We start from the raw sequence: 24,758 nt of genomic DNA, 5'->3' as shown, positions 1-24,758 counted from the left end.
AGGCGGAACCTTTGACAGGCCGTGTACGCCGCCTTGAAAAAGGCGCCATTCCTTCCATCGCGAAGTGCTTGTGTAGGGAACGGAATCTCCGGTTGCGCGTTGTTCGCGCACGAAAAGGAGGCGCGGTATTCATGACGATCTTTCAAGTGACGGGCAAACAGCAAAGAGGTGCGGGCGGTACCGGTTACCTTGCCGCCGCGAAGCGCACAACAGCGCTGGACAGGTGTTCGTCTGGCCCTGCGATTATCGTCGAAGGGCGCAATGCCTGGAGCAGGGCGAAAGCTCCCCATGCGTCGTTTCTGATTGACGGGTCGTCCTATTTCTCCGCGGTCGACGCGGCGGTGCGCGAGGCCCGCCACACAATCTGGATCGTCGGGTGGGACTTCAATCCGGATATTCGCCTGCGACCGCGCGTGAGTTCGGAAACACTGGGTGAGCTACTGATCTCTGTCGCCGAGGCGCGACCAGACCTGCAAATCAGGATCCTGGTGTGGGGGATGGGCCCCATCTACTCGGGAAAATCGTTCAGCCTCTTCCGCGAAAACGCGCTCTCGATCCATCCTCAGATCAGTTTGCGGTTTGACCTCAAGCATCCGATACGGGGATGCCATCACCAGAAGCTGGTTGCTATCGATGACAGCATTGCGTTTCTCGGCGGTATCGACCTCACGGCGCGGCGCTGGGACGAGCCCGATCACCGCGCAGACAATCCCCTAAGGGTCGCTCCAAATGGATCGCCCTACGGACCGGTCCACGACATTCAGGCGGTCGTCTCAGGTGAGGCGGCGCGCCTTGTTGGAGACGTCGCGCGTCGCCGATGGAAGCATGCAACCCGTGAAGTGGTCGAACGGTCGCCACGACACTTGATCTGGCCCCGTTCGGTTTCGCCGGATCTGCATGACGCTGATGTTGCGGTTGCCCTCACCGAACCTGGCTTTTTCGGCAAGCGCGGACGGCATGAAGCAATTCGCCTGACCCGCGACGCCATCCGCTCAGCGCGCCAATCCATTTATATCGAGACGCAATATCTTGCTTCCTTCAGCGTCGCGCGAACGATTGCTCGTCGGCTGAAGGAAGCTGACGGTCTCGAAATCGTCATCCTGGTCACCCGGAGTTCCCATGGGCTGATCGAGAAGCTGACAATGGGCGGTAATCGAGATCGGGTCATTCGACGATTGAAACGAATGGATCGCCACGGAAAACTACGGGTCTTTTATGCCGCGACGTCAGGCTTGAACGGCGGCGAGCAGGAGATCACGGTTCATTCCAAGGTCATCATCATCGACGACAGGTTCATCCGAATTGGCTCGTCGAACCTGAATAATCGATCGGAAGGCCTGGACACGGAATGTGACCTGGCAGTCGAGGCTCGTGACGAGACCCAACGAACGGCAATCGCGTCGCTTCGAAACAAGCTTCTGGCTGAACATCTCGGCAGCTCGCCCGAGGTGGTTGCGCAAACGCTTTCGGAACATGGCTCCATGATTTCCTGCGTAGACGCTCTCAACGTTGGGTCTCGGGGCTTGCGCGATTTCTCGATCAATCTTGCTGCCGGCGAGATCTCCCCGATGCCGGGAACTTCCCTCGTTGATCCGAAAATGCCCTTTTACCCCCTACGCCGTTTGCGGCCGGTGTTTTCGAGCCTCAGAACGACCCTTGGCGCGATCTTCTGATGTCGGGCGACCGCGGAGGCTAAGCTCGGTGACGGCCAGACTGACAAGGCCGAACGCAAGCGGCGCCAAGAAGTAGATTGCGCGAAAGGCGACCAGCGCGCCAATGGACGCTTCGCCCGGCAAAATGTGTGACACCGTGGCTTCGAGGACACCCAAGCCTCCAGGCACGTGGGTCAGTATTACCGCTGCGTTTGCAAGGACGAAAGCCGTCGCCACGCTCAACAAGCTCACTTGCGCGTGCGCTGAAATGAGTTGATGCAGGCACGCCGATACAAAGACAAAATTGAGTGTCCCCAATAATATCTGCGCCACAGCGATAGACAGGCGGGGCATGTGAAAATGCCAGCGCCAGATGGAGAGCGGCTTCTTTGCGGTGGTCGACAGTATCAAATAGACAATTGCCACTGCCGCGCATCCGAAGCCCAGCAGAAAGGTGCTTTTCCTATCGAGACCCAAGGCCTTGCCTGCATCGACAGGGTTCGCCAGCAAGGTTATCGCCGAGAGCACGATCAGCCCCAATCCCACGGTCACCCCGCAAAGCAGGACGACCTTTGCGATCTCCTCGGAATTCAGGCCCCATCGTCTGTAAAACCGGTAGCGCACCGCGCCGCTACTGAGGGCTGCCATTCCTAAACTGTGTCCGATCGACAAGGCAGTGAACGAGGTTATCGCGGCTCGGTGGTAGGCGAGCGGCTTGCCCGCGTATCGCAAGCCTAGCCAATCGAAGCCGGTCAGGCAAAGATAGGATGCTGCTGCAAATGCACCGCTTTTCAGAAGCCTTTCTGCGGGAATACCACCGATCGACGCAATGATGTCGGCCATCGAGTATTGGTGGAAGACCTTGTTCAGCAGGTATCCAGCCAAGATGAGCGTCCCGAGGAAAATAAGGTTGATCAAAATGCGTCTTGCGCTCATGCGACCTCCGTCCTAGCCGAATTGGCCTCGGCTTTGGAACGAAACAGCCGTGCATCCAGTTCCCCGAGCATGACCATAAAAGCAATGGAAAGCGCTGTGGGCTCGCGGCGCGTTACGGTTTTGACCTATAATGTGCACAGCTGCGTCGGCGCTGATCGGAAGGCAGATCCTCACCGCATCGCCGACGTGATTGCGGCGACCGGCGCTGACATTGTCGCCTTGCAGGAGCTTGACGTCGGGCGCCAGCGGACGGGCGGGATCGACCAGGCGAATGTCATCGCGTCGCTTCTAAAAATGGAGGCGCATTTCCATCCAGCGCTTCACGTCGTCGAGGAAAAATACGGCGACGCGATCATGACGGCTCTCCCGACCAGATTGATGAACGCAGGACCCTTGCCGTCCCTGGGCGAGCAGCGCGGGGCCCTCTGGGTTCAGGTGGAGCTTGGCAGTCAGAGATTGAACGTCTTGAACACGCATCTAGGGCTGCGAAGCTTTGATCGCGCCGCGCAGATTGAAGCCTTGCTGGGAGATGACTGGATTAGAAATAGCGAGTTTCACGGACATCCCTCGATCGTCTGTGGTGACTTCAACGCAGTCCCCTCATCGCTGGTCTACAAGACGCTTGGCCAATGCTTTCGCGACGCCCAGCTCTTAACAGGGAAAAAGGCGGGGAAGACCTTTCCGTCGCGTTTTCCCATGGTACGCCTCGACCATATTTTCGTTTCGCCGGACTTGGACGTGGCCCGGTGCGAAGTCGTCAATACCCCGAACTCCGCTCGCGCGTCAGACCACCTTCCGTTGCTCGCCGAGGTTCTTCTGGCCGGCTAAACTGCGTCATGGCCATCGGCATCGACTACCTGACGCCACCTCGGTTTCTTTGTCTGGCGCCGGTCGAAGGTTCGTTTGGCAGGTCTTGCACGGTGCTACCCACGGAACACGGACACGGCTTGGGCGTTAGAAAACAGAGCCACCACCATGCGTAGGAGATCGCAATGGCAACCCACAATGAGGATACCTCTTCAAAGTCTCAGGTTACCGAAACAGCTACCGAGGCGAGGCAAGGCAGCTACGGAAAGCCTGTCTTCATCGTATTGATCTGCGGTTTGCTCCTAGCGTTGATCACGTGGGGTGGCTTGGAGATATGGGGCGAAAGCGCTGACAAGGACCCCACACCGACTGCCTCGACGTCCACCGGCTCAACACCATTGGAGCCGTCTGGTGCGGGAACGTTCGACGACAATGCCGCTGATGGAACGAGCCGGCCTCCCGAGGCTACCGACAAATCTCCTGCGCCAAGTGGAAATGGAAACGGCTCGACCCAAGTGACGACGCCGACGGGAAACGAAAAGACGCGTTGAGCTGTGCGATATCTTTCATTTTTGCTTCCGTGTAGGGCCAGGCCGCCCACATCCGGCTTTCGACAGCAGCCGCCATGATGCCGCCGAACTTTTCGGAAATGAATGCAGCTGCTCTGCAAGGAGAACGCGATGTTGAACGGAAGTAATGACCGCTACGTCGAACTCACGACGCGCATTCGCTCGATTGAAGCCTTTTGCGACTTTCTCACTCACGGCGGTACTGTGCGCGTGGCCGCGTCGGACGGAAAGCCCTTCGTTGACGTCACGTCGCAGGTGCTGGTCCGCCAGACAAGCGAAGCCGACAAGCTCAGACAGATTCGCCGGCAGCTCTTCCCGGAGCGCACTTACGAAAGCGCGCGACCTGCACCCTGCAACAGCCACTAGACCCTTGGTTCGATAACCGCGCGCCTCGACGGGGTCCCGACCTGCGCCTCCTCATGGAGACCTGCCTTATCGGCGAGCAGCAGGGTCAACGCAATCGAGAGTTTCGAGATATTTCGCTATCGAGCTACGTCTTCGCACGTCGTCACAGGCAACCGCAGCGATTGGTTTGCCCTTGTCCAACTACGGTTCGACGCGAAGATTGGCGTGCCGAGCGGCTGCAACAAACGCCAGTCGCGCAAAGGCAGCCGGGCTCCTACCTTCGATTGCTGCGGCACATGCCTGCAAGGCGCCGATGAATGGCTTTCCGCTCACGACGGGCCACTGGTCAGCAAGAAGCCAGGCTGCCTCTCGCGCATTCTTGACCCAATGCGTAGTCGTCCCGATCACAATCAAAACCGGCTTATTCCAAAGGCTGCTGTCAATCATGTCCACCTCGTTCGGACCAACGAACGAATTGGGGTCGATTTTGTTCCGTGGTAAATCAGTGGACGATGAATGGCTTGCTTTATCGCCAGGGCACGAAGCTGACGCAAGAAGAGCGAATGTCGCACCACTCTTCCGGCGCTGACGGCCCGGCAGCTCAATTAGATATCGCGCTTGCGGCCGTCCGTTTCGACTGCCATGCGTTCTTGACGCAAGCGTTCCGTTTTTTCTCGCTTTGCTTTGAGATCGCGTTCGATCATCGCAGTGGCGATCCGGTTGGTTTGAGCGAAGCGTCTTTCGCGCTCAGCCTTTTTGGATCTTTGGACTTGCTGTTCCATGCTTTACTCCTTCAAGAAGGACTGTGGAACCCCGGCCGCCCGGGACTCACTGAAACAGTAATTCTGCCAGGGCGACCAGTCATTTAACTTTGTTAATCGAAGCGGCAGAACGCGCTTGGCGTGAGCCATTTCGGCTGACTTGCGCGGATACGAAGCGCACACTGGCGTATCTGCAATTATGCGCACCGGGAATATCTGAGGTCGGGGGTTACGGGTCGCATCGTGAACGGAACCCCATTCGTTCTGACCGGTTTACACCTGAGGTCGACAACAGAAGGAGCGGATTGATGGATACATCGGCAACAGATGTGATTGTGGCAACGCGAACTGCATTTGCACAGGTCACGGCACTTGCGGTCCAATATGGCTTCTCGTTCGTCGGTGCCTTGCTCCTGCTTGTGGCAGGATGGGTCCTGTCAGGAATAATCAGCCGATGGGCCTATCAGGGTATTTCCAGGATTCACGGTATCGACGAAACGCTCGCTCGCTTTTTTGAGAATGTCCTGCACTACGGACTGTTGGTGCTCGTGTTCGTGATGGTTCTGGGACAGTTCGGTGTGCAGACAGCCTCGATCATTGCTGCCCTGGGCGCCGCCGGTCTGGCGATTGGACTGGCCTTGCAGGGAACACTGCAGAACATCGCCGCCGGCATCATGTTGCTTGTGCTGCGCCCTCTACGCGTTGGGGAATATATCGAAACGGGTAGCGTGAAGGGGTTTATCGTTGAGATCGGTTTATTCGCCACGGAAATGAAAACAGCCGACGGCCTCTACCTGATGGCGCCCAATTCAACCCTATGGAATACCCCAATCACCAACCACAGCAGAGAATCCAGCCGTCGGCAGGAGCTATCGGTCGCGATTGGCTACGATATCGACGCCAATCCCGTGAAGAATGAAATCCTCACGATCGTCACATCCGACGAAAGAGTGCAGAAACAACCGGCCCCGCGCGTGTTTTCAAATGATCTCACCGCCGATAAGACCGTGCTGACCCTCCAGTATTGGGCGCGAACAAACCAATGGTCGGAAACGCGGTACGACATGATCGACCGGCTCAAGGATGGACTATCCAGCAAGGGGATTGTCCTGAAATAGCTCCTCGATCCGGCGGCGCATGACCGCTAGTCCGCGGCCTCGCCGAGGGTGTCGGCAACATATGCGCCCCGAAGCCCCATCGGAAGCGGTTGGCCCGTGGTCGTGTCCGTGGCCGTTTGATGCTCCAGTTCCGCGTTGAGTTCGCCGCCAACGATGAGAATGACGATCGAGAGCCAAGCCCACATCAACAGCCCGATCAGCGCGCCCAATGTGCCATAGGTGGCATCATAGTTTGCAAAGTGATCGAGATAGAACGAGAATCCGACCGACATCGCAGACCAAAGGATAGTGACAAGGGCCGCGCCCCAGGTCAGCCATCGCAGCTTCGCCGGTTCTCGACTGGGGCCAAAACGATAGACGGCGGTCGTCGCTGCCGCAGTCACGAAGAAAAGGAAAGGCCATGGCAACACCAGGGCAAGATTTTCCTTGAACTGGTCCAGCCACAGATAGGACATCACCACCGGCATGACCGCGACCAGGCCGATAATCATTGCGCCCGCCACCATCGAGCAAAGCGTGAAGCCAAGAGCAAGCACGTTCAGGCGAATGAAACTGCGCTTCTCCGTTTCCTCATAAGCGACATTCATCGCATCGAACACCGCAAGTGTCGCGCCGTGACTGCTCCAGATCGCGACAGCCAGGCCAATGAAGAATGTCAGCCCGAGCGTTGAGCTTCGCGCTTCCACCAGGCTCGTGATCCTGTCGGCGATAAGGTCGAACGCCCCTGGCGGAAGCAAGCCCGAGAGCTCACGTAGGTGCTCCGCCATCGTGGCTGGATCAGCAACCAGCCCGTAGATCGCGACAAGAGCGGCAAGGGCCGGAAACAATGCAAGCAGCAGATAGAATGTCACGCCCGCTGCAATGAGCGTCACACGATCTTCCATGACCTCATGGACCACGCGCCAGAATACGTCACGGAGGCCTTTCACCGGGATTTTTTCTGGCACCAAGGCGTCTCGGCCTCGACCCTCTTCATCATCTTTTCGCGACGCCGCCGGCGTTTTGGACTCCTGTCTCGTCCTCATTGCAATCCAACCAGCAACGGCCAGAGACAAGACAACGAAGATTTTTGTGCCCGAACTCGCGGCGAATAACGATCTCGATGACACGTACTGCACTCCATTATCGTAGATGCCGTCTTGTCCTCGATAACGTTGCAATCGCCGAAAAGATGCAGGTGCGGGACCTTGTTCTCTGCAGTCGGAAGTGGGCGTGTTGCAACTGACTGATGGAAGGCGTTTCCGATTGTCGCTTCTTGAGCAAAGTCGAGGGTTTCAAGCTCGCATCCTCATGAGCGGCTTATTTCGCAAAGAACCATCACATCCAGGCAGAGTTGAATCCCCCTCAACGTCAATCGAGGCTGAGGAAGCTCAAAATAGCGAGGACAATCACAACAGCGTCCACGAGCCGATCAAGTTGTTCATCTGCATTTCTCCATGTCTCGAATGGTCGTCCTTTGGACGTGCGTACGACCAGCACTGCCTGACAACGAGAGTGCACCCAGACTGTTCCGACCCCGGACTAAAGTCCCAAGAGTGGAACAGCTTGGCGGATCGCTCGTTCTTCCGCCGCGGTCAATTGATCGTGAAAGAAGAAGGAGGTTCAAATGTTTCATAAGGTTATCGTTGGTGCGGCGGTATCGGCCGCGCTCATGTCGGGCGTTGCTTTCGCCCAATCGTCCACAGTCAACGGCGCTGCAGGTGGCGCGGTTACCGGCGCAATCGTCGGCGGCCCTGTCGGGGCAGCCGTGGGCGGTGTCGCGGGTGCCGTGGTTGGAACCGTACTCGATCCGCCGCCGCAGACGGTGGTCACCTATGTCCGTGAAGCTCCCGCACCGACAGCCCGCGTTGTGGTCAAGGAGAAGGTCGTCGTCGGCCATGCGCTTCCTGAAACGGTGGTCGTGACGCCCGTTCCCGAGAACCCGAAATATTCCTATGCGATCGTGAACGACGAACGCGTCATCGTCGAGCCGTCCTCCCGCAAGGTGATCCAGGTCATCAACTGATCCACCTCAGGACGCGGCAGCCTGCCGCGTCCATCGGCTTCCCAATTACCAGGAGATCGGGAAATGAAGACCGTCGCTTCATTGACGTTTGGAATCGCGAGTTCCATCGGGCTGGGCATTGCTGTCGTGTCACTGACACAAGCGGTCATGGCGCAGCCGGAACAGCATAGGCTGGAGGCGGGAACTTCGCCTGATCTGTGGACCAGCACGCCTGTGCGGGTTGATGTTGCCAAACAGAATTACGACCGGATTCCGGCAGTCTATTCGACCTACGTTACCGACGCGCCAAAGGTGAACGTCGTCGATCGCTTGCCGGTATCCGGCTCTCCGGTCGGCTCTACGCCGGAACCGGATAAGCCAACCTTTTCGCCGCAACACCTGGCATGGTGCCTCTCCCGGTACCGGTCGTACGATCAGGCTACCAACACCTACCGGTCCTTCAGCGGAAAGACGAAGGCTTGCATGTCGCCGCACATGCCTTCGCAAACCGGGGACGACGCGGTGGCCCAAGCGCAGACCGGCGCCGCGCTGAATTCTTCCACGGCGACATGGTGCGCGGCTCGCTATCAGTCCTACCGGGCATCTGACAACACATACCAGCCTTACGATGGTCCACGCCAGACTTGTGTTGCGCCGGCGGGCCAGGAGATGGCGTCGGCAAGGTGAGATAGAAATTGAGAGGCTTCAATGAGCAAAGGAGAGCGGTCCAGTTTCTTTTCAAAATTCGCTGCTTCGGTGGCCGAATTGTCGTGACGGCCCGCGACATTCGTCCTTGCGGTAGCTCTCGTTCTCGCGTGGGCGATTTCCGGTCCGTTCTTCGATTTCAGCGAAACATGGCAGCTCGTTATCAATACGAGTACGACGATTATTACCTTCCTGATGGTCTTCGTACTGCAGAACTCGCAGAACCGAGACGGCAAGGCCCTCCGGGCGAAACTGGACGAACTCATTTTGACGTCAAAAGCTCAAAACAAGTTCGTCGGCATCGAAAAGCTCGATGAAAAGCAACTGCGGGAAATGAGCAATACGCTGGCCGAGAAGGCCAAGTGCGTCGAGGAAGTGGCAGACGTTAGGGCCGCGGAGCTGGATCGTACTTCAGCGTGAGACGGCCGACATTAGGCCCAAGCGCGATCGTCCCGGTTGCTCCCAACTCCCTCTGGGAGCAGCAGCTTTCGCCACCGCCTTCAACTGCCGCGCGTTGGTATCGGATTTCCTCAAGTGCTAGGTGGACTAAGCCACGGATCTGGCTCTGGCCTGCGCGGCCATTCGCTTTGAATACTCAGATTGAATGGATGATCCGTCTGAGCGCTGGACCGAGCGCCTGTTCAGCTTGAAGAGGTTGATGAGTTGCGAGAGCGCGTCTGCGCCTACCGCGAGAGTCCGGCTGATGGAGGTAGTTCGGGCACTCAGATTTGCGTTTTCTTGCGTCATCTGGTCAAGGCGGTCGATGGCACCATTGATTTCTGCGATGCCCGAGGTCTGCTCCTGGGCGGCACTTGCGATCTTGTCGACGTTGCCGTCGATACGCTTGACCATCACGTCGATCTCTTTCAACGCGTCCCCGGTTGCGCCTACCAACCGCACGCCCTCGACGACGGTGGCGCCTGATTTCGTGATAAGATCCTTGATCTCTTTCGCGGCCTTTGCGGACCGTTGGGCCAACTCGCGAACCTCTTGGGCAACGACGGCGAAGCCCTTTCCTGCGTCACCCGCCCGGGCGGCCTCAACCCCTGCATTCAGAGCCAGAAGGTTCGTCTGGAAGGCGATCCCGTCAATCACACCGATGATCTGACTGATTTCAAGGGAAGCAGCTTCGATGCGCTGCATCGCCTCGATGGTGTCCTGGACAACCTTGATCGAGCCTGCTGTCGAAGTCCGCGTGCTCTGAACGAGTTGCCGCGTCTCCAACGCGTCCGCGGTGGCCGCGTTGACGGTCGCTGTAATCTCCCGCAGGGTCGCGGACGTTTCCTCAAGCGCTGTCGCCTGGTTTCTGGACCGTTCACCCAGCAGTTCGGCAGCTTCCCGAACCTCCTGGCTGCTGCGTGTAAGATCGCCTGTCTGCCCTAGCACATTGACCAGCGTCTTTTGGAATTCGCCAATCGACTTGTTGAAATCGACGCGAAGCCGCTCGAATTCGCCGACGAACGGATGATCCAGGGTAATGCGGATGTTGCATTCGGACAGCCTCTCAAGGGCGGCGCCCAATTCTTCGACGGCATGCATCCGATCCGTCACGTCGAGAGCGAACTTCACGACCTTGAAGACGTTTCCCTTGTCGTCAAGAATGGGATTGTAGGACGCCTGGATGGAAATCCGCTTGCCGTTCTTTCCGAACCTCAGGAATTGACCTGTCGAATACTGTCCACGCCGCAGCGCTTCCCAGAATGTACGATATTCCTGCGATCGGGCGTAGTCTCCATCGCAGAACATGGAGTGATGCTTGCCGACGATTTCCTGCGCTTCGTAGCCCAAGGCCGCGAGAAAGTTCTCGTTTGCGTCCAGTATGTAACCGTCTGGGGTAAACTCGATCATGGCCTGCGCCCGCGAGAGAGCTTCCAGCTTGCCTTCGGCCTCTGCACCCTTTCGCTTCGCTGCCGTTATGTCGGTCGCGATCTTGACGACTTTGTAGGGCTTGCCCCACCGGAAGACTGGATTGTACGAGGCTTCAATCCAAATTTCCTCTCCGCTTTTCGCCAAGCGTCTGTATTGGCATTGATCGAATTCCCCCTGGGCAAGTCTTGCCCAAAAGGCTCTATAGTCAGGCGAGTTGGCCTCTTGCGGGAGAACGAACATGCTATGATGTTGCCCAATGATTTCTGAGCGCTCGTAACCGACGGCCTTGCAGAAGTTATCGTTGGCAGAGAGGATTTTGCCTGAGAGATCGAATTCAATCATAGCTTGGGACCTTCCGATCGCTTCGAGCACGGCAGAAGCGTCCAATCCCAGCTTAGGAAAGCTCGTCATTTGAAAATCCGGTCAAGCATTCGTTTTAACGTAGTCGCCGCTGCCCCTTGCGACCCCCCGACAGTATCTCGTTAAACTTAATTTGCGCTTAATACTGAAATATATTGGATAAACGGACAAGCGAACAAGTATAGCGCAAACGCAATATTTGCCCGGTAATGCGAGTGGAACGAGCGCCCTTTTGGTGCCTCATCGGACCACCCAACACTTGAACGAGGCGGCCCTTCGACCGCCTCCGCGTATTAGCAAGCCAAAGGTTTAGTCGTGATGCTCTGGCATCATCTTGAGTTCGTCCTTTGTCCAATTCGTCACGGCATGGACGTCCCCATCCTCGTCACGCATGAACTCGAGGTCCGAAATCGGGATCGCAACGGGCTTGGCACCGATACCAAGAAAGCCTCCTACATCGATGACGGCAGAGCCCCCTGCGCCTGCGCCATGGACGTGATCGATCTTGCCGACCTTGTGATCGTCGACGCCGTAAATTGTCGCCCCTTCCAGGACGGCTGGCGTGAGTTCCGAGCTGGTAAGACGAACGTGGTTTGTGTGGTCCATAGATTGCATCCTCCTTTGTTGATGGTGGGATAAGCTGGCCGCAGACTGAATGTTCCACACGGCGCGCAATATCCGACGTTCTCTTCGACAACGATGCCGCGGGAAACCAGCTGTCACGAACCCGCAATTTTCCGGGCTGCGTCCCTGACAAGGCCTAGGCGCTCTAACTCGAGAAGTGCGTCGGGAAGAGCGCGATGAGCTGGGTCATGTGGCTCGGATCCTGTAATGATATCTGCGACCACCCCGGCGACATCGAACTCAGTGTGACTTGTTTTGAGGATATCGGTTGCCTCCTCGATAAAGAGGTCGTCGGATTTCCTTAATCGCAAGGCGTGACGCGGCAGCCCTGCACCCCGCAGCAACGCACTTAGCCACTTGCCGTCCCACGAAGGCGAACTCGCATAAAGCTCGTTTCCCGAAAGCTGCTTCATTGCCTCCCCGGCGACAACTTCGATGTCGTTTCCTTCTGACTCAAGGCGATCGCGAGAGATGCCATGGATCCTTTGCGCATCCTCGGACCAATCCACCCATCCTGGCTTGGGCCTTATTAGAAAAGACTGCGAACGCCCGTCTTCGAAGACCCAGGCGACTTCGATGGGATAACTGTGTTTGCCAAGGGAGGAGGCTTCGAAGTCGAGGAACACGATCATTTGATTTAGTTAGGGCGGGAGACCTACTGTCGCAACGCTCGATCGAAGCCGTCGGTCGTTCCTGAGCGAAAGATCACGATCGGATCGCCTTCCTCCCTAACGGCGGACGGCCGTCTCGTCGGAGGACAACGACGCCCGCAGGACGTGAAGCAATCACCTTAGCCTCCTCGATGGCCTGGTCTTCAGACGCATCGACTGCAGTTTCCCAAGCTCTGACGGGGCCCGTGCTCGTCGAGGTCAAAGGCGAAATGCTGATGGATGAGAATGTTTTTGGCATATGCCGGTAGTGCCGTTTCAAAAGGAACTCGCCAACGAGAGCGGGGTTCATTTGGAGGGGTCCCTAGGGGTGCTGTGCTCCTAATGGCGGATCCAGTGCGCTTGTTTGCCTTCACCTTCGTCAATGTCTAAAGTGCCAGCCATGTCTAGACGATCAGGTAGTGCCGATTTGCCGCTTCATGGCGGGCGAGTTCCCCATTGGCTCGGGGAGCGGATGACGAAGCTCGGCGTGCTTGTTGCCGAAGCGATCATTCACCATTACGGGCGGGATGAATTCCTGCGAAGGCTCGCTCACCCATTCTGGTTTCAGTCGTTTGGCTCGGTGATGGGCATGGACTGGCATTCCTCCGGCATTACCACCAGCGTCCTCGGCTCGTTGAAGCGGGGTTTGAAGCCGCGCGCGAGAGAGCTTGGACTTCACGTCTGCGGTGGGAGGGGTGGTCAGTCGCGCAAGACCCCTGACGAGCTGGTCGAGATCGGATGTCGAGTGGGGATCGACGGCGCAGCCCTCGCCAACGTCAGTCGCCTCGTGGCGAAGGTTGACAGTGCCGCGGTTCAGGACGGATTTGATCTCTACCTTCACGGCTTCATCGTAGCCGACGATGGGAAATGGGTCGTCGTACAGCAGGGAATGAATGACGAGGTTCGACAGGCGAGGCGCTACCACTGGCTGTCAGAGGGCCTGCAAAGTTTCGTCGATTCGCCCCACAGCGCGATTGAGGGAAGAACGCGAGGTGACATCATTAATCTCGCCGACAAGCGAGCCGAACGCTCACGGGACGGCCAACTCGATATTCTGGCGGCATTGGGTCCTGACCGGATCATTCAGGAGGCCTCTGCGCTTGCCCGCCAGATGGACCCCGCCGTCAAGCCCGAACAAAGTCAACTCTCTCTGCCGCATCTGACCATGCCAGCGCATCACGATGTGCGGGAGACGGATGTCAACATGAAGCGCTTGCACGGAAATCTGGCCGCGGCGGCTGATCGCGCACCTGTCGATTACCAGGACCTCTTGATGGTACCAGGCGTGGGCGCGAGAACCGTGCGTGCTCTGGCTCTGGTCGCCGAGGTGGTGCACGGCGCTCCTTGTCGGTTTTCGGACCCTGCCAGGTTTTCGATTGCGCACGGTGGCAAGGACCGTCACCCTTTCCCAGTCCCGCTGAAGGTCTATGACGAAACAATCAACGTGATGCGGTCCGCGGTTTCCAAAGGGCGTCTTGGTCGTGACGAAGAGCTTGCCGCATTGCAGCGCCTGGACATTCAGGCGCGTCGGCTGGAGCAATACGTCACCGGTCCGGATCTTAAGGAAATCGTTGCGGGAGAATTCCGCGATTCAAACCAATTTGGCGGCCGAAGCGTATTTGGTTGGGAGGAATAATCGGGGAAGTCTTTCTCGACAGGCTGCTTCCCTGGATGACCCCCGAAAGGACCTGACACTGAAGCGTAGACGCTCGGCGTTCAGTCATCTTCGCGTATCACGCGCGCGAACCAATCTACCCTCGTATCCGTACGTGGAAAAGCACGTCTCCGGGGAGGATTCCAACTTTCTTGAAGGCATTTACTACTGCTTTCGTTCTCGTTATGTTCAATAGTGATTGATGAACGATGGGAACGTGTTGTTGATGAAAACAGATTTGGGTTTGCGTCGTGACCAAAGGCGCTTGGCTCTCATGAAACTCTCTTCGCTGTCTGAAGATCATCCGCTCCGGGAAAAATATCGGGCTTGGATAGCTCAGCTCGATAGCCAATTGTCTGGGCTGGGCGCACCGCTCGGTCTAGAGCTTCCCGAAGCGCTCGGCGTGCTCGACAAGCGGAAGAGACACAATTCGCCGTCTATAACGACACGGCATGGAGCGGCAAAAAATGGCGGCTCCCGACCAGGCGGCGCTTCGATGATCGAAACATCGCAAAGGGCGCGCTTGTTGTCAGAAAATCAACTGCTTCGCGGCATGCTGGCGCGGTTTGGGTAATCCCACGACCCGCGGTGATGGCTTCAAATGCCTAGCACGAGCATCCAAATCCGCGCGTTGCATCCGAACTGGCGGGCAATTCTCTTCTCGAGGCCGATGTGAATGTTGGGGGTGGTCCGCCTTCCGCAGGTGCACAACACTATAAAGCAGGGTCTGATTTCACCCTTGATTGCCATTGCCCGGGACAAGGGCATGTCGGCTTATGTGGGCGAAGGGCTGAACCCGGCGCTCGCTACAATGCCGTTTGGGAAGGAAGGTATTTCATCCCTATTGTCGCCCAGGCGCTTGGCAAGGGGCCCAGGTTACAGGTGGTCTCGATCGCACAGGAAAAGGCAGCAGAGCAATGGGAATATTCATGGAATTGGGTCGATTGGGCTATACCTGTCGCCCAGCGTCTTCCGGCAGCGGTTCGCGGTGCCGGGCGATCGCCCCATCAATTCTTCATTGGGCTGGATCCGGTCGCCAGCGGCCCCGCCGCGTGATTGCCGAATGGATTGATTGCGACGAGTACCGCCAGAATGAACGCGGTGGACCAGACTCGGACCAAAGACACTCGCATAGATGCCCCCTGCGCACGGAACGCAATATAAATCCGCGCCGCGATGTCATGCCAAAAAATGGTGAAGGAAATTTAAACCCGACCATCTCAATTGGCAGGTTGCTTTGGCGAGCCTACGGCCGCAAGTCGCTCTGGGTTTCAGGGTAGCCCGATCGGTCGCGTGACTTTTGCCTCCCTGGTCCGATCGGCCATCGATGGTCAATCACGGTCGCCTGCGTGGCATCCCTAGTGGGCCGACGGCTTCTCCCACAACCGTCCCCCAACTCATGTGACAATTGGATGGTGCAACACCTAAAGAATGCTCCGTAGCGACTGAAGGCGAGCTTTGTGCGCGAGCGTAGATATCCTACGCATTTCGTGCAAGTTGCAGTGGACCATGCGTGTTCTCTGTGATTTCAATGGGGATCGCCGAGACCTTCGGCGCATTGGATCGGGGACAGCATGGCCGCCGACTGGAACCTGAGCGCAATCTGCACGGCATTCTCGGAATGCTGCCAGCGGTGGAGACTGGGGTCGCGCGCTCGATGTGGCCAGCGTCATCTCGGAGCAACCGGAGCAGCGATCGTGCCCCTGAATGGATCGTTCGCGGGTCTGGTGACAAGCAGATCGTTCGAGGAAGCGATCGACGCGTGGATCCGCGACGGATGGGGAAAACTACGCCAATGGTTTGGCGAGCCTGGAACTCATACCCCTGACCGTCACCGAGACGCTGGTGCACGACACCGGTCCGTCCAACACCGACAACATTACCAGCTGGCGAATGGTCGCGTTAAGTCGCTTGCCCAGCCGGATATAGAGCTCAACCGCTCGAAGTCTGCCTGCGTAGGAATACATGAACTACCTCCTTGGTGGTCCAAGTTTTCGTCCGCACCCCCACCGGATCAGTTCCGCGTGGAAATCAACAAAGGGGTAAGAAGCGCAGGATAGCTATCGCGAAACGCGCGACTGCACCTGGGAGCCAGCGCCGCAGCATCCGGTGTTGGCGAGGAAAGCGACGCTTCTATTTAATTCGTGGGGCGCAAGGCGCTCGAGCCTGCATGCATCGCGGCCGGCCTGAAATTCGACTGCTCAAGATGAATCTGCGACGAGGCCGGCTATTTGCTAAGGGCCCGGGAGCTGTAGAGCGGCGCGGAAACAAAACACTAAGTCCAAGACATCGGTCCGCTTGGTGACCAATCGTATCCCGGACACACGCGCAGGGTTCGAATAAGCCAAGTCGTAGGCGATGGTTGAGGTCTACCCAAAATTGGGCTGCACGGCCGGAGATGCACCCAGAGCTGGTTATTTTGCCTGCCGGGCATTCGCATTAACGATCCTGAAAATTCAGGATTTGAAGCATGCTCATGTCGCTTGTCGCTCTCCTCAGTCGTTTTATTCGCCCATCGCCCGCGCATCGCCAAGGGACACGTAGCCAGTTCGCCATTTATGGGATGGGCAGGGGAGTTCCACCGCGACTACTGCTTGCCTTTCTGATCATTGTCGGCTTTGGCACTGGTCGAGCCCTGGCCCTCGATGTACTGGAGCGCACCTTTCCGGTGGGCGAGGCGATCTCTCGACCATACCTCAACGCCAGTGCGGGGAGCGGCGTCCTCTATATCGACAGCATAGGCGGATCCATTCCCGGCACGACGCTCAGCGCCTTCGATAGTGCTGGTCAGCTTTATCTTTCGGTGCAAGGCACGCCAACACAGATCGGCACATATACCGTAAGCGTGGCCTATCATTACTTCGAGAATGTCCGCACTTGTGATCCTGATATTCCAGACCTCTGCTGGACAGATGCCGTTCGCCATGACCAATCCAAGACGTTTACGATCAAGATTGAACAGGCAACGCTAACGATTTCGCCCGCCACGATTCGTGAGGTTGCCGAGGGTGCAGCCCTCGACATCACGCTGTCGGCCACTGGTGGCGGCGGAGCGTATAGTTACAGTGTGACCGAAGGTACCTTGCCCCCGGGCGTCACTCTGTCGCCGGCGGGCGAATTCCTGGGGGCGACGACCACGGACGGGAGCTACACCTTCACCGTGACAGCGACGGACAGTTACGGATCGACTGGCGTGCGGCAATTTACGCTGACGGTGACCGATTCCGGGCCGAGCGTTGCGGATGTGGAGACCAGCATAGACGCCAACTCCATTGGTCGCGAGATTTCACTTTCCATTTCGGGTCTGTGGAGTTCGGTCCTCATCTCGGCTCAGCCGAGCTATGGCACGCTCACCATTAACGGCAGCCAGGCCTTTTACCGGCCCGCGCAAGGTTACTCCGGCACAGACAGTTTCAGATATACTGCAACGGGCTTCTACGGAACCTCGGTCGAAGCGACCGTGACCATTCACGTCATTTCGAACGGCTTGACGTTTCCTTCACAAACGCTGCCGGAGGGAACGGTTTTCTCATCCTACCATGCCGTCCTTTTTGCTGCCAGCGGTGGGGCGCCTTATCGCTTCACCGTGACCTCCGGTTCGCTCCCCGCGGGGCTGAGTCTTGCAACAGATGGCACCATCTCGGGGACACCGACGACCGCCGAAAGCCAAACTCTCACAATCGCTGCGACGGACATCTATGGGGCCACCGGAAGTCAGGTCTATACCATAACCGTTGCGGCCGCTGCACCGGTTGCCGGCGACGTCATGACGACCGTCGCGGCCAACACGAGCAACAACCCGATCACGCTCGATCTTTCCGGGGGCGCCGCATCGAGCGTTGCCGTCGCTTCCGGTCCCAGCCACGGCAACGCGGTCGTTTCCGCAACAGCAATCACCTATACGCCAACACCAGGCTACTCTGGTGCGGACAGCTTTACCTACACGGCGACCAACGCCAGCGGGGAATCGAGCCCTGCAACCGTCAACATTGCCGTAACAGCGCCCAATCTCGCGCTTTCGCCGACCGGGCGGATCACACTTCGGCAGAACGAACCCATCTCCCAGGCCTTCAGTGCAAGCAATGGCAGCGCTCCCTACAGCTACGCGCTGACAGGCAGCCTGCCGGCTGGCGTAAGCTTCAATGCCGCCTCTGCAACCTTGTCAGGCACCCCGGCGGAACATGGCGAGTTTCCGCTTACCCTGACCGCGCATGATGTGTATGGAGCGACCGGCTCAACCAATATCGTTCTCGCGATCGAGGTGGCCGCTCCCGTTGCACCATCCATCTCCAGCGCATCGACCTCCGGACTGACCACGACAGTCGACCTGACCGACGGTGCAACCGGCGGCCCCTTCACCGGAGCGGATCTGATCTCGCTCTCGCCACCGTCGGCGGGCACCGCCACCATCATCCTTGATGACACGGCGGCAACGGATAGCGGTGTGGCATTCGCCGCCGCCATCCGGGCAGGACGTTATCGGCTGCAGTTTACTGCCAGCCCGACGTTCTCAGGCACTGCCGTCGCTACCTATACGCTGACGAGCTCAAGCGGCACATCGGCCCCGGCAACAATCACGTTCAGCGTTTCGGCGCGGCCCGACCTTGCGGTCGATGCGGACCTTGTCGGGCTCCTGCTAGCCCAGGCAGAAGCGGCAAAGCGGCTCGCCGACAATCAAATCGATAATGTGGAGGAGCACCTGAAATCGCTGCGCGGCAGACGATGCCTGGAGAACAGCCTCGCGGTCAGCCTGACAGACGGCTCGCAAGGACAGGCGCCCGCGTCGGCCAACGCGGGATGTTCGCCTCTCGCCGGCGGAGATCTTGCCTTTTGGAGCGGCGGCTCGATCACATTCGGCAATGCCTCAACGACGGAGGCCGGCAACATCGACTATGCCACAGCCTCTCTCAGTCTAGGGCTGGACTACAGGCTGACGGAAAATGTGATCGGCGGGATCGCGATCGGCTTTTCACAGGATCGCTCAGACGTCGTTGGGCAGGGCACGGCCAGCGCAAACAAGGCCGCCAGTGCGACGCTTTATGGCATCTATCAGCCAGGCGGCGGTCTATTTCTAGAGGGGTTGGTCGGCACGGGCTTGCTGACCTTCGAGTCCCTGCGGACCACGTCCGTGACTGGTCGGCAAGCCGAGGCAAATCGTAGCGGTCGGCAGGTCTATGCGGCAATTACCGGTGGCTATGACTATCGCATAGACGACGTCTTCATCTCGTCTTATGGCCGCTTCAGCGGATCACATTCTCTCCTCGACAAGGTCGAGGAGAGCAGTGCCGGCTGGGAGAACGCAGTGATCGGCAGCCAGAACGCCGATGGCCTTACGGCAACCTTTGGACTTACACTTGGTTACGACATCGCACTGGAGACAGCGATCCTGACCCCCGAGCTGACCCTCGATTTTTCACACGACTTCATGCGTGACGGCGACACGATCGTCACCTATGCCGATAGCGGCTGGCCAATCGACTACGTCGTCGCCGGTTCAAGCCATAATCGAGATCGCCTGACAGTCGGCTTCGGCCTGACACTCGCCACAAGCGATGCCGGAACCATGACCGCCCGCTACAGCGCCACACTCGACCATGATGGACTACAGAGCCAGCGCATCAACATCGATCTCTCGAAGAGGTTCTGAGAGTATGGAGTTATCTCCAAGCGAGAAGCCGTCGCAATCCGCTTCTCAGGAAGGCCAGCAAGAGCTTGAACGTGTCCCGTAGGCCGCGACCGTGCAGCGGCTTACCGCTCGTTGCTGGCGCAGACGATCCACAAAGAAGCGTTGCAGCAGTGTTGGAAAGGAAGGTGTGGTATCAGTCATCAAAGTCGCCTCCAACGGGAGCGGCACCTTCGAAGCGACTGCCGACCATTGCCATGAGCTCGGGGACGCTCTCGATATACCAGTAGGTATCGAGCAGATTGGCGTGGCCGACATAGGTCGAAAGCATCATCGAAAGATTTAGGAGGCAATGGTCGGCAGCAATGCGGCAGCAGGCTCGGTCTGATGACAAAAGCTTTGCACGCAGGAATCGTTGGCACTACCATAGAAATCAGCCCCCGCGTATGCGGCAGCAGGCTCTCTAAGGTAGCTCTGTCGCAATCATAACACATTGAACTTGTGGTAAATACTGGTCTAGTCGGAAGCGATTTGACGCTTTGCTTCCCCTATTGCCTACCTGTCCGTAGCATTATCGATAGCATTGGTTCGGTAGAAAATCGTGAAACCGCATCAAAGCATCGCCGCGATGGTCGCTGAAACCTCTATTACGGGCGCGGGAACCACACGATGGATGTGACGCCTCACCGTGTATGTGTACCGGCGTGGAGGATCGCACCACCATCCTGCGGGCGACAGAAGAAGATGACGCCGTCGTCGTCAAGAACGCGTCCTCAACTCCACCCGACACCCTGACACCCCCGCCCTATGTCGGCAAGCCCTCGACCCTGCCGGATATAGGGGAGGCTCTCTCCTCGTCATCAGTCGAATATGGACCGGTGCCGCTCCTGGGGTAATGCCACGCTCGACCGTCAGGTACCGATTATTGCCCATGGCAGAACTTTGGATCGACTTCGGGAGGCAGCCGCACAGCGGATCCTGGCCGAGAAAAAGCAGGCGGCGAGACCGGGACTATACATCGCGGCGGCCTACCCTTGGGCGCAAGCATAGGCCTGACCACATTGCCGACTGGATCCCAGACATACGCACCTGCCCGGCAGTCGGCACTGTCGAAGATCTCACCCCTAAAGTCTGGAGCAGCAATCCTGCCGTGCGCCCTCATCGCAGCCAGACAATCACTGGAGAACCGTCTCGGAGGCGCTTCCTACGACCCCCGTAAGCCGTACTTGACGCATCTTGGGTGTGAGTTAAGCTTAATCCATCGTGCTTCTAGCAACTAACCACGGATGTACTGGTAGCTGCTATCGAGACGGATCAAGAAGGGTCGGCACCGACGGAAGTGTCGGCCTTTTTCGTCTGGCGCAAGGCAACCAACAGGTGACTTCGGGAATCCGCCAAGGTGGGCGCCGTTGCGTGCGTTACTATCCGACCACCGTGAGAAATTGCGGCCCCTACCTCAGGAATACTGGTCGCTGGGATATAGAGCCAACGGGCCGACGAGAGCACACGGAATACAACTAAGAAACCGGCGATCGGCGCTCATAACGAGTCATGACTTTTGGCATGACAGAATCGGGGCAGTAAGGAAGGAGTTGGACCTCTACATCGCTCGATTTCAGCTGCTGTCGTCCTCGAACCTGCGGTCGTGATCGGAGTGCGGCCATTGAGCCGCAAGGTGCCAAACGGCCTTGCGCCTCGCCGTACGGCGCAGCATTGAAGGGGCCCGAGACAGAAACACGAGTGCGACCTTTCCGTCAAAGGTGACGCCATCTTCCGTCGCTGCTTCCACTCTTGCGAAGTCGAACTTTTGGCGCCGATGTGGCGACTGAAGGTTTTGCTGACGGTCGGCTCCGACTTAACAATGAGGTGCATGGCGACGTCCACGGGTCAATTCACCGTTCGGCCGGCCTTCAACTCAAGCAGTGCCAGCAGGCGTTCGACTGGAGCGGCGGTGCGGCGCGCATGGCACCAAGAGGGTCCCGGCTACCTTGGCCTACCCCAATAGTGCTAAGGTCTCAGAGGGTACATGCGCTACAGCCGCCTCAGCGGTCCATGGCGTAAGCAAACACCAGACCGGCCCTGGATTTGGCTCGCTTCGAGATTTCCCAGCTGACGTTACTGAATGGATCAAACAAAATTGCGCACCGCATGAACCCTATGTGGGACGCCGCCTTTGACCTTGGCCCGAACTGAGTCCATCCCTGCGGCAGCCCGGCGGCGCCACCTGATGCAGGACGCCGTCGAAATTGGCCGACCGGCGTTAAGGCTACTGGCAATTCGGCGTCAGGCCAGCTCGTTCAAAAGCCCCTATTCCGTGGCTATGTTTATCTTTGGTCGCCGACATCCGAGCCAGCGGTTGCTTTCAGCTTCCCCGTTGATTGACTTGCGGCGCCGGCACATCGGGGGGCGACCTTGTCAGCTGACAAGGTCGCTCGAATTCTGCATTGGTTCACTGGTTGTGGCGCTTTCGCAGAGCTGACCAATCTCGAAGATGTCTTTGAAGGATGCATCCAGGAGCGCGAATGCCTGAGGAGCACCTGGGAGGGACGGGGCGGTGGAGAACCTTGTCAGCTGACAAGGCTCCGCGATCTGAGCCATGTCGAGGAACCTCCATTCCATGCCCGTGTGGAAGCTGATGAGGCCAATTGATTGTATGCAGCCGCCACCTACCTGCACCAGCTCGAACTATGCCCAGTAGCTCGCCAAAGCAGAATATGATGCGCCAGCGGTCCTTTCGGGCGTCCTTGTAGGACGCAACGGAATGCGAAGAAATTAGCCAGCGAAAGCAGCTAGGCAGATCTTTCAGATAGCGAAATGAGCTCGTGGACATATGTTGTGGCTGAGGATGGGCGAGGATCAAAAACCTCAAGAAAAGTCCGCCGCTGTATTCGGCAGCCAGGGAGCGCGCGTAGCGCGAATTCCTTCTACGAAGATTGCCACGTCACGCCGTCCGAACCACCGAAATCCTAGCTGACCACCTTGGTCTTCTTTAAGGCCCTCCGAACCCGACGATCTGTCGTTCGTTGCCGTCTCGAAGGGGTTCAGTTTTGTAGCACCGGCTGCGATCGGAAGAGCGGCCGCTGTGTCTAACACATGGAGTGGCATCTGGCCGCGGGGCGTGAAGCCGACTTTTCAGAGCGGGACTCGACCGCGCACCCGAGCAGAAGTGGCGCCAACGACAGTTCGCCACATAGTCCTTGCGGATGGGAACTTGCCCGCCATCAGACCCCATCGCATCAAAGAGGGCATGCGTGATGGCGCCGTTCGGTTCTCGGTGGGCATGGCAAAGAGGCCCGTTGACCGCCCGCTGGACGATCGAAAGTCCGTCCAGGATCTGGCGCGCGAAAATCGCGGCGGCGACGAAGGAATTGGGGGCGCGGCAGGAAGCGGCGCGGCATTTCTCCTATAAGCCTCTTGGCGTTGACCCCGATTGAGGGTGAACGTTGGACGCCCGAACGCGTTCGTAGCGCCTGAGTGAGAGGCTTTGTAAAATGTTCATGGGCGATGGCCGTAGCGGTACCGGCTAGTGGTGAGCGTGGACAGCCAATCTGGAGGCAGTGGCGACCTATCGTGGCCGGCCTGGGCAGGGGTATTAACGAATGGCAGAATAGGCGGATCATAAGGTTGTCGTTGCTCGCTAGCGATGGCGCATGCCGCGCCGACCAGGCAGCTTGTAGAGTCTTGATGAGTGGTTTGCGGCCCCAGCGCGTTCCTCTACATGCGCGCGTTGACACCCGAAGCTCTGCGTATTCGCAAAAACAAGTTAGCGCTCGTCTGCCGACAACTGAGCCGTATTGGGCCCATGGGGAGGAGGGGACGGCGCAGGTCAATAATCAATGGCTTCTCCACATGAACGCCGAAATGGAAGATGGTGCCACTGCTCAAGTCCCGCATGCCACCTCAGCTCACAGCTGTCGCCGTTCTTGCCGAACGAGTTTCCGGATCGCCTTGGTGGTGGCACCGATCTCTTGATCGGAGACAAATCTCACTCGACAGGTGAGGGCTCGCGCTGGACTGTAGTATATCGGTGCTGGCAGAAGTAAATTCTTATATCACTTCGGATAAACGATCAGTTTGCCATGATCTCAACGAGTTGAGATCTCGTACCTCCGGAAGGTAGGGCTCAACTACCGAACTATCGTGCGGGAAAAATATTGAATTATGGGAAGCCTAGTGGTCGCTAGCGGCTGGGATCGCCTATGAGCGTTCGCGAGTTGACCTTCTTGATAGGCTTCGCAACGAAAGGGTCAGCTGGCCGGAGACCGCGCGGCCTGGGGCGAGCGCAGCAAGCCCACCGTTGCGACGGAGATGATGGCCGTTTGGTTGGTGGCTCATGGGTTCGAAGCAGAAGAACCCGGCGTGAGGGGAGGGGGAGTAGACTACAAATCGATCGAACAGCGTGTCTGCCGTGAGGGACAACGCCAGACCTGTCTCCGGCCATTCGATCCTAGCCTGCCCGTCCCAGCCATCAAAGGCGTTGTTCAGCCAATGGTGCGGCAGTGTCGTGCCGGCAGCAAAGTTGAGACCCGGCGGTATCGGGCCGACAGCCCCGGGTAGGTGGTTTTCGCGTTCCGACCAGTGACGGTGAGCGCGGGCGAAGAGGTGGGTTTCGGGTGTGCGGGGAAAATACGGGTGAAAGCCGAGGCCGTAGGGCAAGGTTTCTGTGGCCCGGTTTACAACGGCGAGCGCGATAGTCAGCTGGCCGTTGCCAGGCGTGATGGTTTCCGTCGCCTCGTAGGCGAAGGGGGAGGCCAAGTCCGCGTCCTTGCTGACTCGCAGAACGATGCGGTGCGGTGTGTGCTGTTCAACTGTCCAGCGCTGGAGCCAGCCGTCGCCGTGCAGGACGAGCGGATCGGCGGTGTTCGGTGCCAGCGTGTAATCCCGTCCGTTGAAACGGAAACTGTTATTCTCGATGCGATTGCCGAAAGGCACGAGGGGAAAGCAGGCCTCAGCCCCCAGTACTTTCGACGCAAGGCCGGGCGAGGGGGCTGGCTGGAGGAACGGGATGCCATGCCATTCGGCCGAGAGGATGGAACCTCCGAGCGGGCTCACCTTGACGATGAGCCCGTCTTTCTCCAGCCGGATGACGTCGCCGGTCATG

At 58.2% G+C, this 24,758-nt stretch carries 21 protein-coding genes and 1 pseudogene; 12 read left to right on the top strand and 10 right to left on the bottom strand.

Annotation, left to right across the window (positions count from 1 at the left end):
* The first annotated feature begins 131 nt into the window (after nucleotides 1–131).
* Nucleotides 132–1,673, top strand: a complete 1,542-nt coding sequence (locus QTL94_RS23345; protein WP_065691676.1) for a phospholipase D-like domain-containing protein — start codon at nucleotides 132–134, stop codon at nucleotides 1,671–1,673.
* Here QTL94_RS23345 and QTL94_RS23340 read toward each other — a convergent pair.
* On the bottom strand, nucleotides 1,614–2,588 hold the full coding sequence (locus QTL94_RS23340) for a putative bifunctional lysylphosphatidylglycerol flippase/synthetase (protein WP_065691677.1): 975 nt from the start codon (nucleotides 2,586–2,588) through the stop codon (nucleotides 1,614–1,616). The genes QTL94_RS23345 and QTL94_RS23340 overlap by 60 nt on opposite strands.
* Before the next feature lie 96 nt (nucleotides 2,589–2,684).
* On the opposite strand from QTL94_RS23340, the gene QTL94_RS23335 reads away from it, so the two are divergent.
* From QTL94_RS23335 to QTL94_RS23325, 3 genes are all read left to right on the top strand, one after another.
* Nucleotides 2,685–3,416 carry an endonuclease/exonuclease/phosphatase family protein gene (locus QTL94_RS23335; protein ID WP_141683960.1) on the top strand — a complete coding sequence of 244 codons (732 nt, stop codon included), beginning with the start codon at nucleotides 2,685–2,687 and terminating at the stop codon, nucleotides 3,414–3,416.
* A gap of 164 nt (nucleotides 3,417–3,580) precedes the next feature.
* The gene (locus QTL94_RS23330) at nucleotides 3,581–3,946 is read left to right on the top strand and encodes a hypothetical protein (protein ID WP_065691678.1); all 366 of its coding nucleotides are present in this window, start codon (nucleotides 3,581–3,583) and stop codon (nucleotides 3,944–3,946) included.
* A 129-nt stretch (nucleotides 3,947–4,075) separates the two neighbouring features.
* Nucleotides 4,076–4,330: a hypothetical protein gene (locus QTL94_RS23325; RefSeq protein ID WP_244499482.1), complete on the top strand. Its 255-nt coding sequence runs from the start codon at nucleotides 4,076–4,078 to the stop codon at nucleotides 4,328–4,330.
* A gap of 180 nt (nucleotides 4,331–4,510) precedes the next feature.
* On the opposite strand, the gene QTL94_RS23320 is transcribed toward QTL94_RS23325, so the two are convergent.
* Nucleotides 4,511–4,756: a DUF982 domain-containing protein gene (locus tag QTL94_RS23320; protein WP_083199359.1), complete on the bottom strand. Its 246-nt coding sequence runs from the start codon at nucleotides 4,754–4,756 to the stop codon at nucleotides 4,511–4,513.
* A gap of 158 nt (nucleotides 4,757–4,914) precedes the next feature.
* The gene (locus QTL94_RS23315) at nucleotides 4,915–5,091 is read right to left on the bottom strand and encodes a hypothetical protein (protein ID WP_158007267.1); all 177 of its coding nucleotides are present in this window, start codon (nucleotides 5,089–5,091) and stop codon (nucleotides 4,915–4,917) included.
* 287 nt (nucleotides 5,092–5,378) lie between these two features.
* Between QTL94_RS23315 and QTL94_RS23310 the strand changes: the two genes are divergently transcribed.
* Nucleotides 5,379–6,188, top strand: coding sequence for a mechanosensitive ion channel family protein (locus QTL94_RS23310; RefSeq protein WP_065691679.1), 810 nt, complete (start codon nucleotides 5,379–5,381; stop codon nucleotides 6,186–6,188).
* Between the two features lie 26 nt (nucleotides 6,189–6,214).
* Here the strand turns inward: QTL94_RS23310 and QTL94_RS23305 are convergent, their stop codons facing one another.
* Complete coding sequence (locus QTL94_RS23305; protein WP_502944173.1) at nucleotides 6,215–7,297, bottom strand: YihY/virulence factor BrkB family protein; 1,083 nt, start codon at nucleotides 7,295–7,297, stop codon at nucleotides 6,215–6,217.
* A gap of 497 nt (nucleotides 7,298–7,794) precedes the next feature.
* Between QTL94_RS23305 and QTL94_RS23300 the strand changes: the two genes are divergently transcribed.
* The 3 genes and pseudogenes from QTL94_RS23300 to QTL94_RS23290 all read left to right on the top strand — a co-directional run bounded on the left by QTL94_RS23300 (nucleotide 7,795) and on the right by QTL94_RS23290 (nucleotide 9,297).
* Nucleotides 7,795–8,193 (top strand): DUF1236 domain-containing protein, encoded by a 399-nt coding sequence (locus tag QTL94_RS23300; protein ID WP_065691680.1) that lies wholly within the window; start codon nucleotides 7,795–7,797, stop codon nucleotides 8,191–8,193.
* A gap of 63 nt (nucleotides 8,194–8,256) precedes the next feature.
* Nucleotides 8,257–8,859, top strand: a complete 603-nt coding sequence (locus tag QTL94_RS23295; RefSeq protein WP_065691681.1) for a BA14K family protein — start codon at nucleotides 8,257–8,259, stop codon at nucleotides 8,857–8,859.
* A 21-nt stretch (nucleotides 8,860–8,880) separates the two neighbouring features.
* Nucleotides 8,881–9,297: pseudogene (locus QTL94_RS23290) on the top strand (low affinity iron permease family protein).
* A 126-nt stretch (nucleotides 9,298–9,423) separates the two neighbouring features.
* Here QTL94_RS23290 and QTL94_RS23285 read toward each other — a convergent pair.
* The 3 genes from QTL94_RS23285 to QTL94_RS23275 form a co-directional block, all read right to left on the bottom strand.
* The gene (locus QTL94_RS23285; protein WP_289803237.1) at nucleotides 9,424–11,157 is read right to left on the bottom strand and encodes a methyl-accepting chemotaxis protein; all 1,734 of its coding nucleotides are present in this window, start codon (nucleotides 11,155–11,157) and stop codon (nucleotides 9,424–9,426) included.
* 258 nt (nucleotides 11,158–11,415) lie between these two features.
* Nucleotides 11,416–11,712, bottom strand: coding sequence for a PRC-barrel domain-containing protein (locus QTL94_RS23280; protein WP_065691684.1), 297 nt, complete (start codon nucleotides 11,710–11,712; stop codon nucleotides 11,416–11,418).
* A gap of 113 nt (nucleotides 11,713–11,825) precedes the next feature.
* Nucleotides 11,826–12,362: a 3'-5' exonuclease gene (locus tag QTL94_RS23275; RefSeq protein WP_289803236.1), complete on the bottom strand. Its 537-nt coding sequence runs from the start codon at nucleotides 12,360–12,362 to the stop codon at nucleotides 11,826–11,828.
* A gap of 418 nt (nucleotides 12,363–12,780) precedes the next feature.
* Between QTL94_RS23275 and QTL94_RS23270 the strand changes: the two genes are divergently transcribed.
* Together QTL94_RS23270 and QTL94_RS23265 are read left to right on the top strand one after the other, a co-directional pair.
* Nucleotides 12,781–14,016, top strand: coding sequence for a DUF763 domain-containing protein (locus QTL94_RS23270; protein ID WP_289803266.1), 1,236 nt, complete (start codon nucleotides 12,781–12,783; stop codon nucleotides 14,014–14,016).
* A 244-nt stretch (nucleotides 14,017–14,260) separates the two neighbouring features.
* Complete coding sequence (locus QTL94_RS23265; protein WP_141683949.1) at nucleotides 14,261–14,608, top strand: hypothetical protein; 348 nt, start codon at nucleotides 14,261–14,263, stop codon at nucleotides 14,606–14,608.
* Nucleotides 14,609–15,821: 1,213 nt separating this feature from the next.
* Here the strand turns inward: QTL94_RS23265 and QTL94_RS23255 are convergent.
* Nucleotides 15,822–16,001 (bottom strand): hypothetical protein, encoded by a 180-nt coding sequence (locus QTL94_RS23255; RefSeq protein ID WP_065691686.1) that lies wholly within the window; start codon nucleotides 15,999–16,001, stop codon nucleotides 15,822–15,824.
* A gap of 503 nt (nucleotides 16,002–16,504) precedes the next feature.
* On the opposite strand from QTL94_RS23255, the gene QTL94_RS23250 reads away from it, so the two are divergent.
* Nucleotides 16,505–19,681 (top strand): autotransporter domain-containing protein, encoded by a 3,177-nt coding sequence (locus QTL94_RS23250; RefSeq protein WP_289803235.1) that lies wholly within the window; start codon nucleotides 16,505–16,507, stop codon nucleotides 19,679–19,681.
* A gap of 172 nt (nucleotides 19,682–19,853) precedes the next feature.
* Here QTL94_RS23250 and QTL94_RS23245 read toward each other — a convergent pair whose 3' ends face one another.
* Nucleotides 19,854–19,991 (bottom strand): hypothetical protein, encoded by a 138-nt coding sequence (locus tag QTL94_RS23245; RefSeq protein WP_158007268.1) that lies wholly within the window; start codon nucleotides 19,989–19,991, stop codon nucleotides 19,854–19,856.
* A gap of 370 nt (nucleotides 19,992–20,361) precedes the next feature.
* Between QTL94_RS23245 and QTL94_RS23240 the strand changes: the two genes are divergently transcribed.
* Nucleotides 20,362–20,553 (top strand): hypothetical protein, encoded by a 192-nt coding sequence (locus QTL94_RS23240; protein ID WP_141683950.1) that lies wholly within the window; start codon nucleotides 20,362–20,364, stop codon nucleotides 20,551–20,553.
* A gap of 3,301 nt (nucleotides 20,554–23,854) precedes the next feature.
* Here QTL94_RS23240 and QTL94_RS23235 read toward each other — a convergent pair.
* Nucleotides 23,855–24,757 carry an aldose 1-epimerase gene (locus tag QTL94_RS23235; RefSeq protein WP_065691690.1) on the bottom strand — a complete coding sequence of 301 codons (903 nt, stop codon included), beginning with the start codon at nucleotides 24,755–24,757 and terminating at the stop codon, nucleotides 23,855–23,857.
* Nucleotide 24,758: the final 1 nt, after the last annotated feature.

The organism is Rhizobium sp. S96 (genome assembly GCF_030382195.1).
GTDB lineage: Bacteria > Pseudomonadota > Alphaproteobacteria > Rhizobiales > Rhizobiaceae > Rhizobium.
This window is presented reverse-complemented; position numbering and strand designations above follow the sequence as displayed.

Coding starts and splice junctions, on each gene's coding strand:
- QTL94_RS23345 (WP_065691676.1), top strand. CDS start 132: ATGACGATCTTTCAAGTGACGGGCAAACAGCAAAGAGGTGCGGGCGGT.
- QTL94_RS23340 (WP_065691677.1), bottom strand. CDS start 2,588: ATGAGCGCAAGACGCATTTTGATCAACCTTATTTTCCTCGGGACGCTC.
- QTL94_RS23330 (WP_065691678.1), top strand. CDS start 3,581: ATGGCAACCCACAATGAGGATACCTCTTCAAAGTCTCAGGTTACCGAA.
- QTL94_RS23325 (WP_244499482.1), top strand. CDS start 4,076: ATGTTGAACGGAAGTAATGACCGCTACGTCGAACTCACGACGCGCATT.
- QTL94_RS23320 (WP_083199359.1), bottom strand. CDS start 4,756: ATGATTGACAGCAGCCTTTGGAATAAGCCGGTTTTGATTGTGATCGGG.
- QTL94_RS23315 (WP_158007267.1), bottom strand. CDS start 5,091: ATGGAACAGCAAGTCCAAAGATCCAAAAAGGCTGAGCGCGAAAGACGC.
- QTL94_RS23310 (WP_065691679.1), top strand. CDS start 5,379: ATGGATACATCGGCAACAGATGTGATTGTGGCAACGCGAACTGCATTT.
- QTL94_RS23300 (WP_065691680.1), top strand. CDS start 7,795: ATGTTTCATAAGGTTATCGTTGGTGCGGCGGTATCGGCCGCGCTCATG.
- QTL94_RS23295 (WP_065691681.1), top strand. CDS start 8,257: ATGAAGACCGTCGCTTCATTGACGTTTGGAATCGCGAGTTCCATCGGG.
- QTL94_RS23285 (WP_289803237.1), bottom strand. CDS start 11,157: ATGACGAGCTTTCCTAAGCTGGGATTGGACGCTTCTGCCGTGCTCGAA.
- QTL94_RS23280 (WP_065691684.1), bottom strand. CDS start 11,712: ATGGACCACACAAACCACGTTCGTCTTACCAGCTCGGAACTCACGCCA.
- QTL94_RS23275 (WP_289803236.1), bottom strand. CDS start 12,362: ATGATCGTGTTCCTCGACTTCGAAGCCTCCTCCCTTGGCAAACACAGT.
- QTL94_RS23270 (WP_289803266.1), top strand. CDS start 12,781: ATGTCTAGACGATCAGGTAGTGCCGATTTGCCGCTTCATGGCGGGCGA.
- QTL94_RS23265 (WP_141683949.1), top strand. CDS start 14,261: ATGAAAACAGATTTGGGTTTGCGTCGTGACCAAAGGCGCTTGGCTCTC.
- QTL94_RS23255 (WP_065691686.1), bottom strand. CDS start 16,001: ATGTATTCCTACGCAGGCAGACTTCGAGCGGTTGAGCTCTATATCCGG.
- QTL94_RS23250 (WP_289803235.1), top strand. CDS start 16,505: ATGCTCATGTCGCTTGTCGCTCTCCTCAGTCGTTTTATTCGCCCATCG.
- QTL94_RS23245 (WP_158007268.1), bottom strand. CDS start 19,991: ATGATGCTTTCGACCTATGTCGGCCACGCCAATCTGCTCGATACCTAC.
- QTL94_RS23235 (WP_065691690.1), bottom strand. CDS start 24,757: ATGACCGGCGACGTCATCCGGCTGGAGAAAGACGGGCTCATCGTCAAG.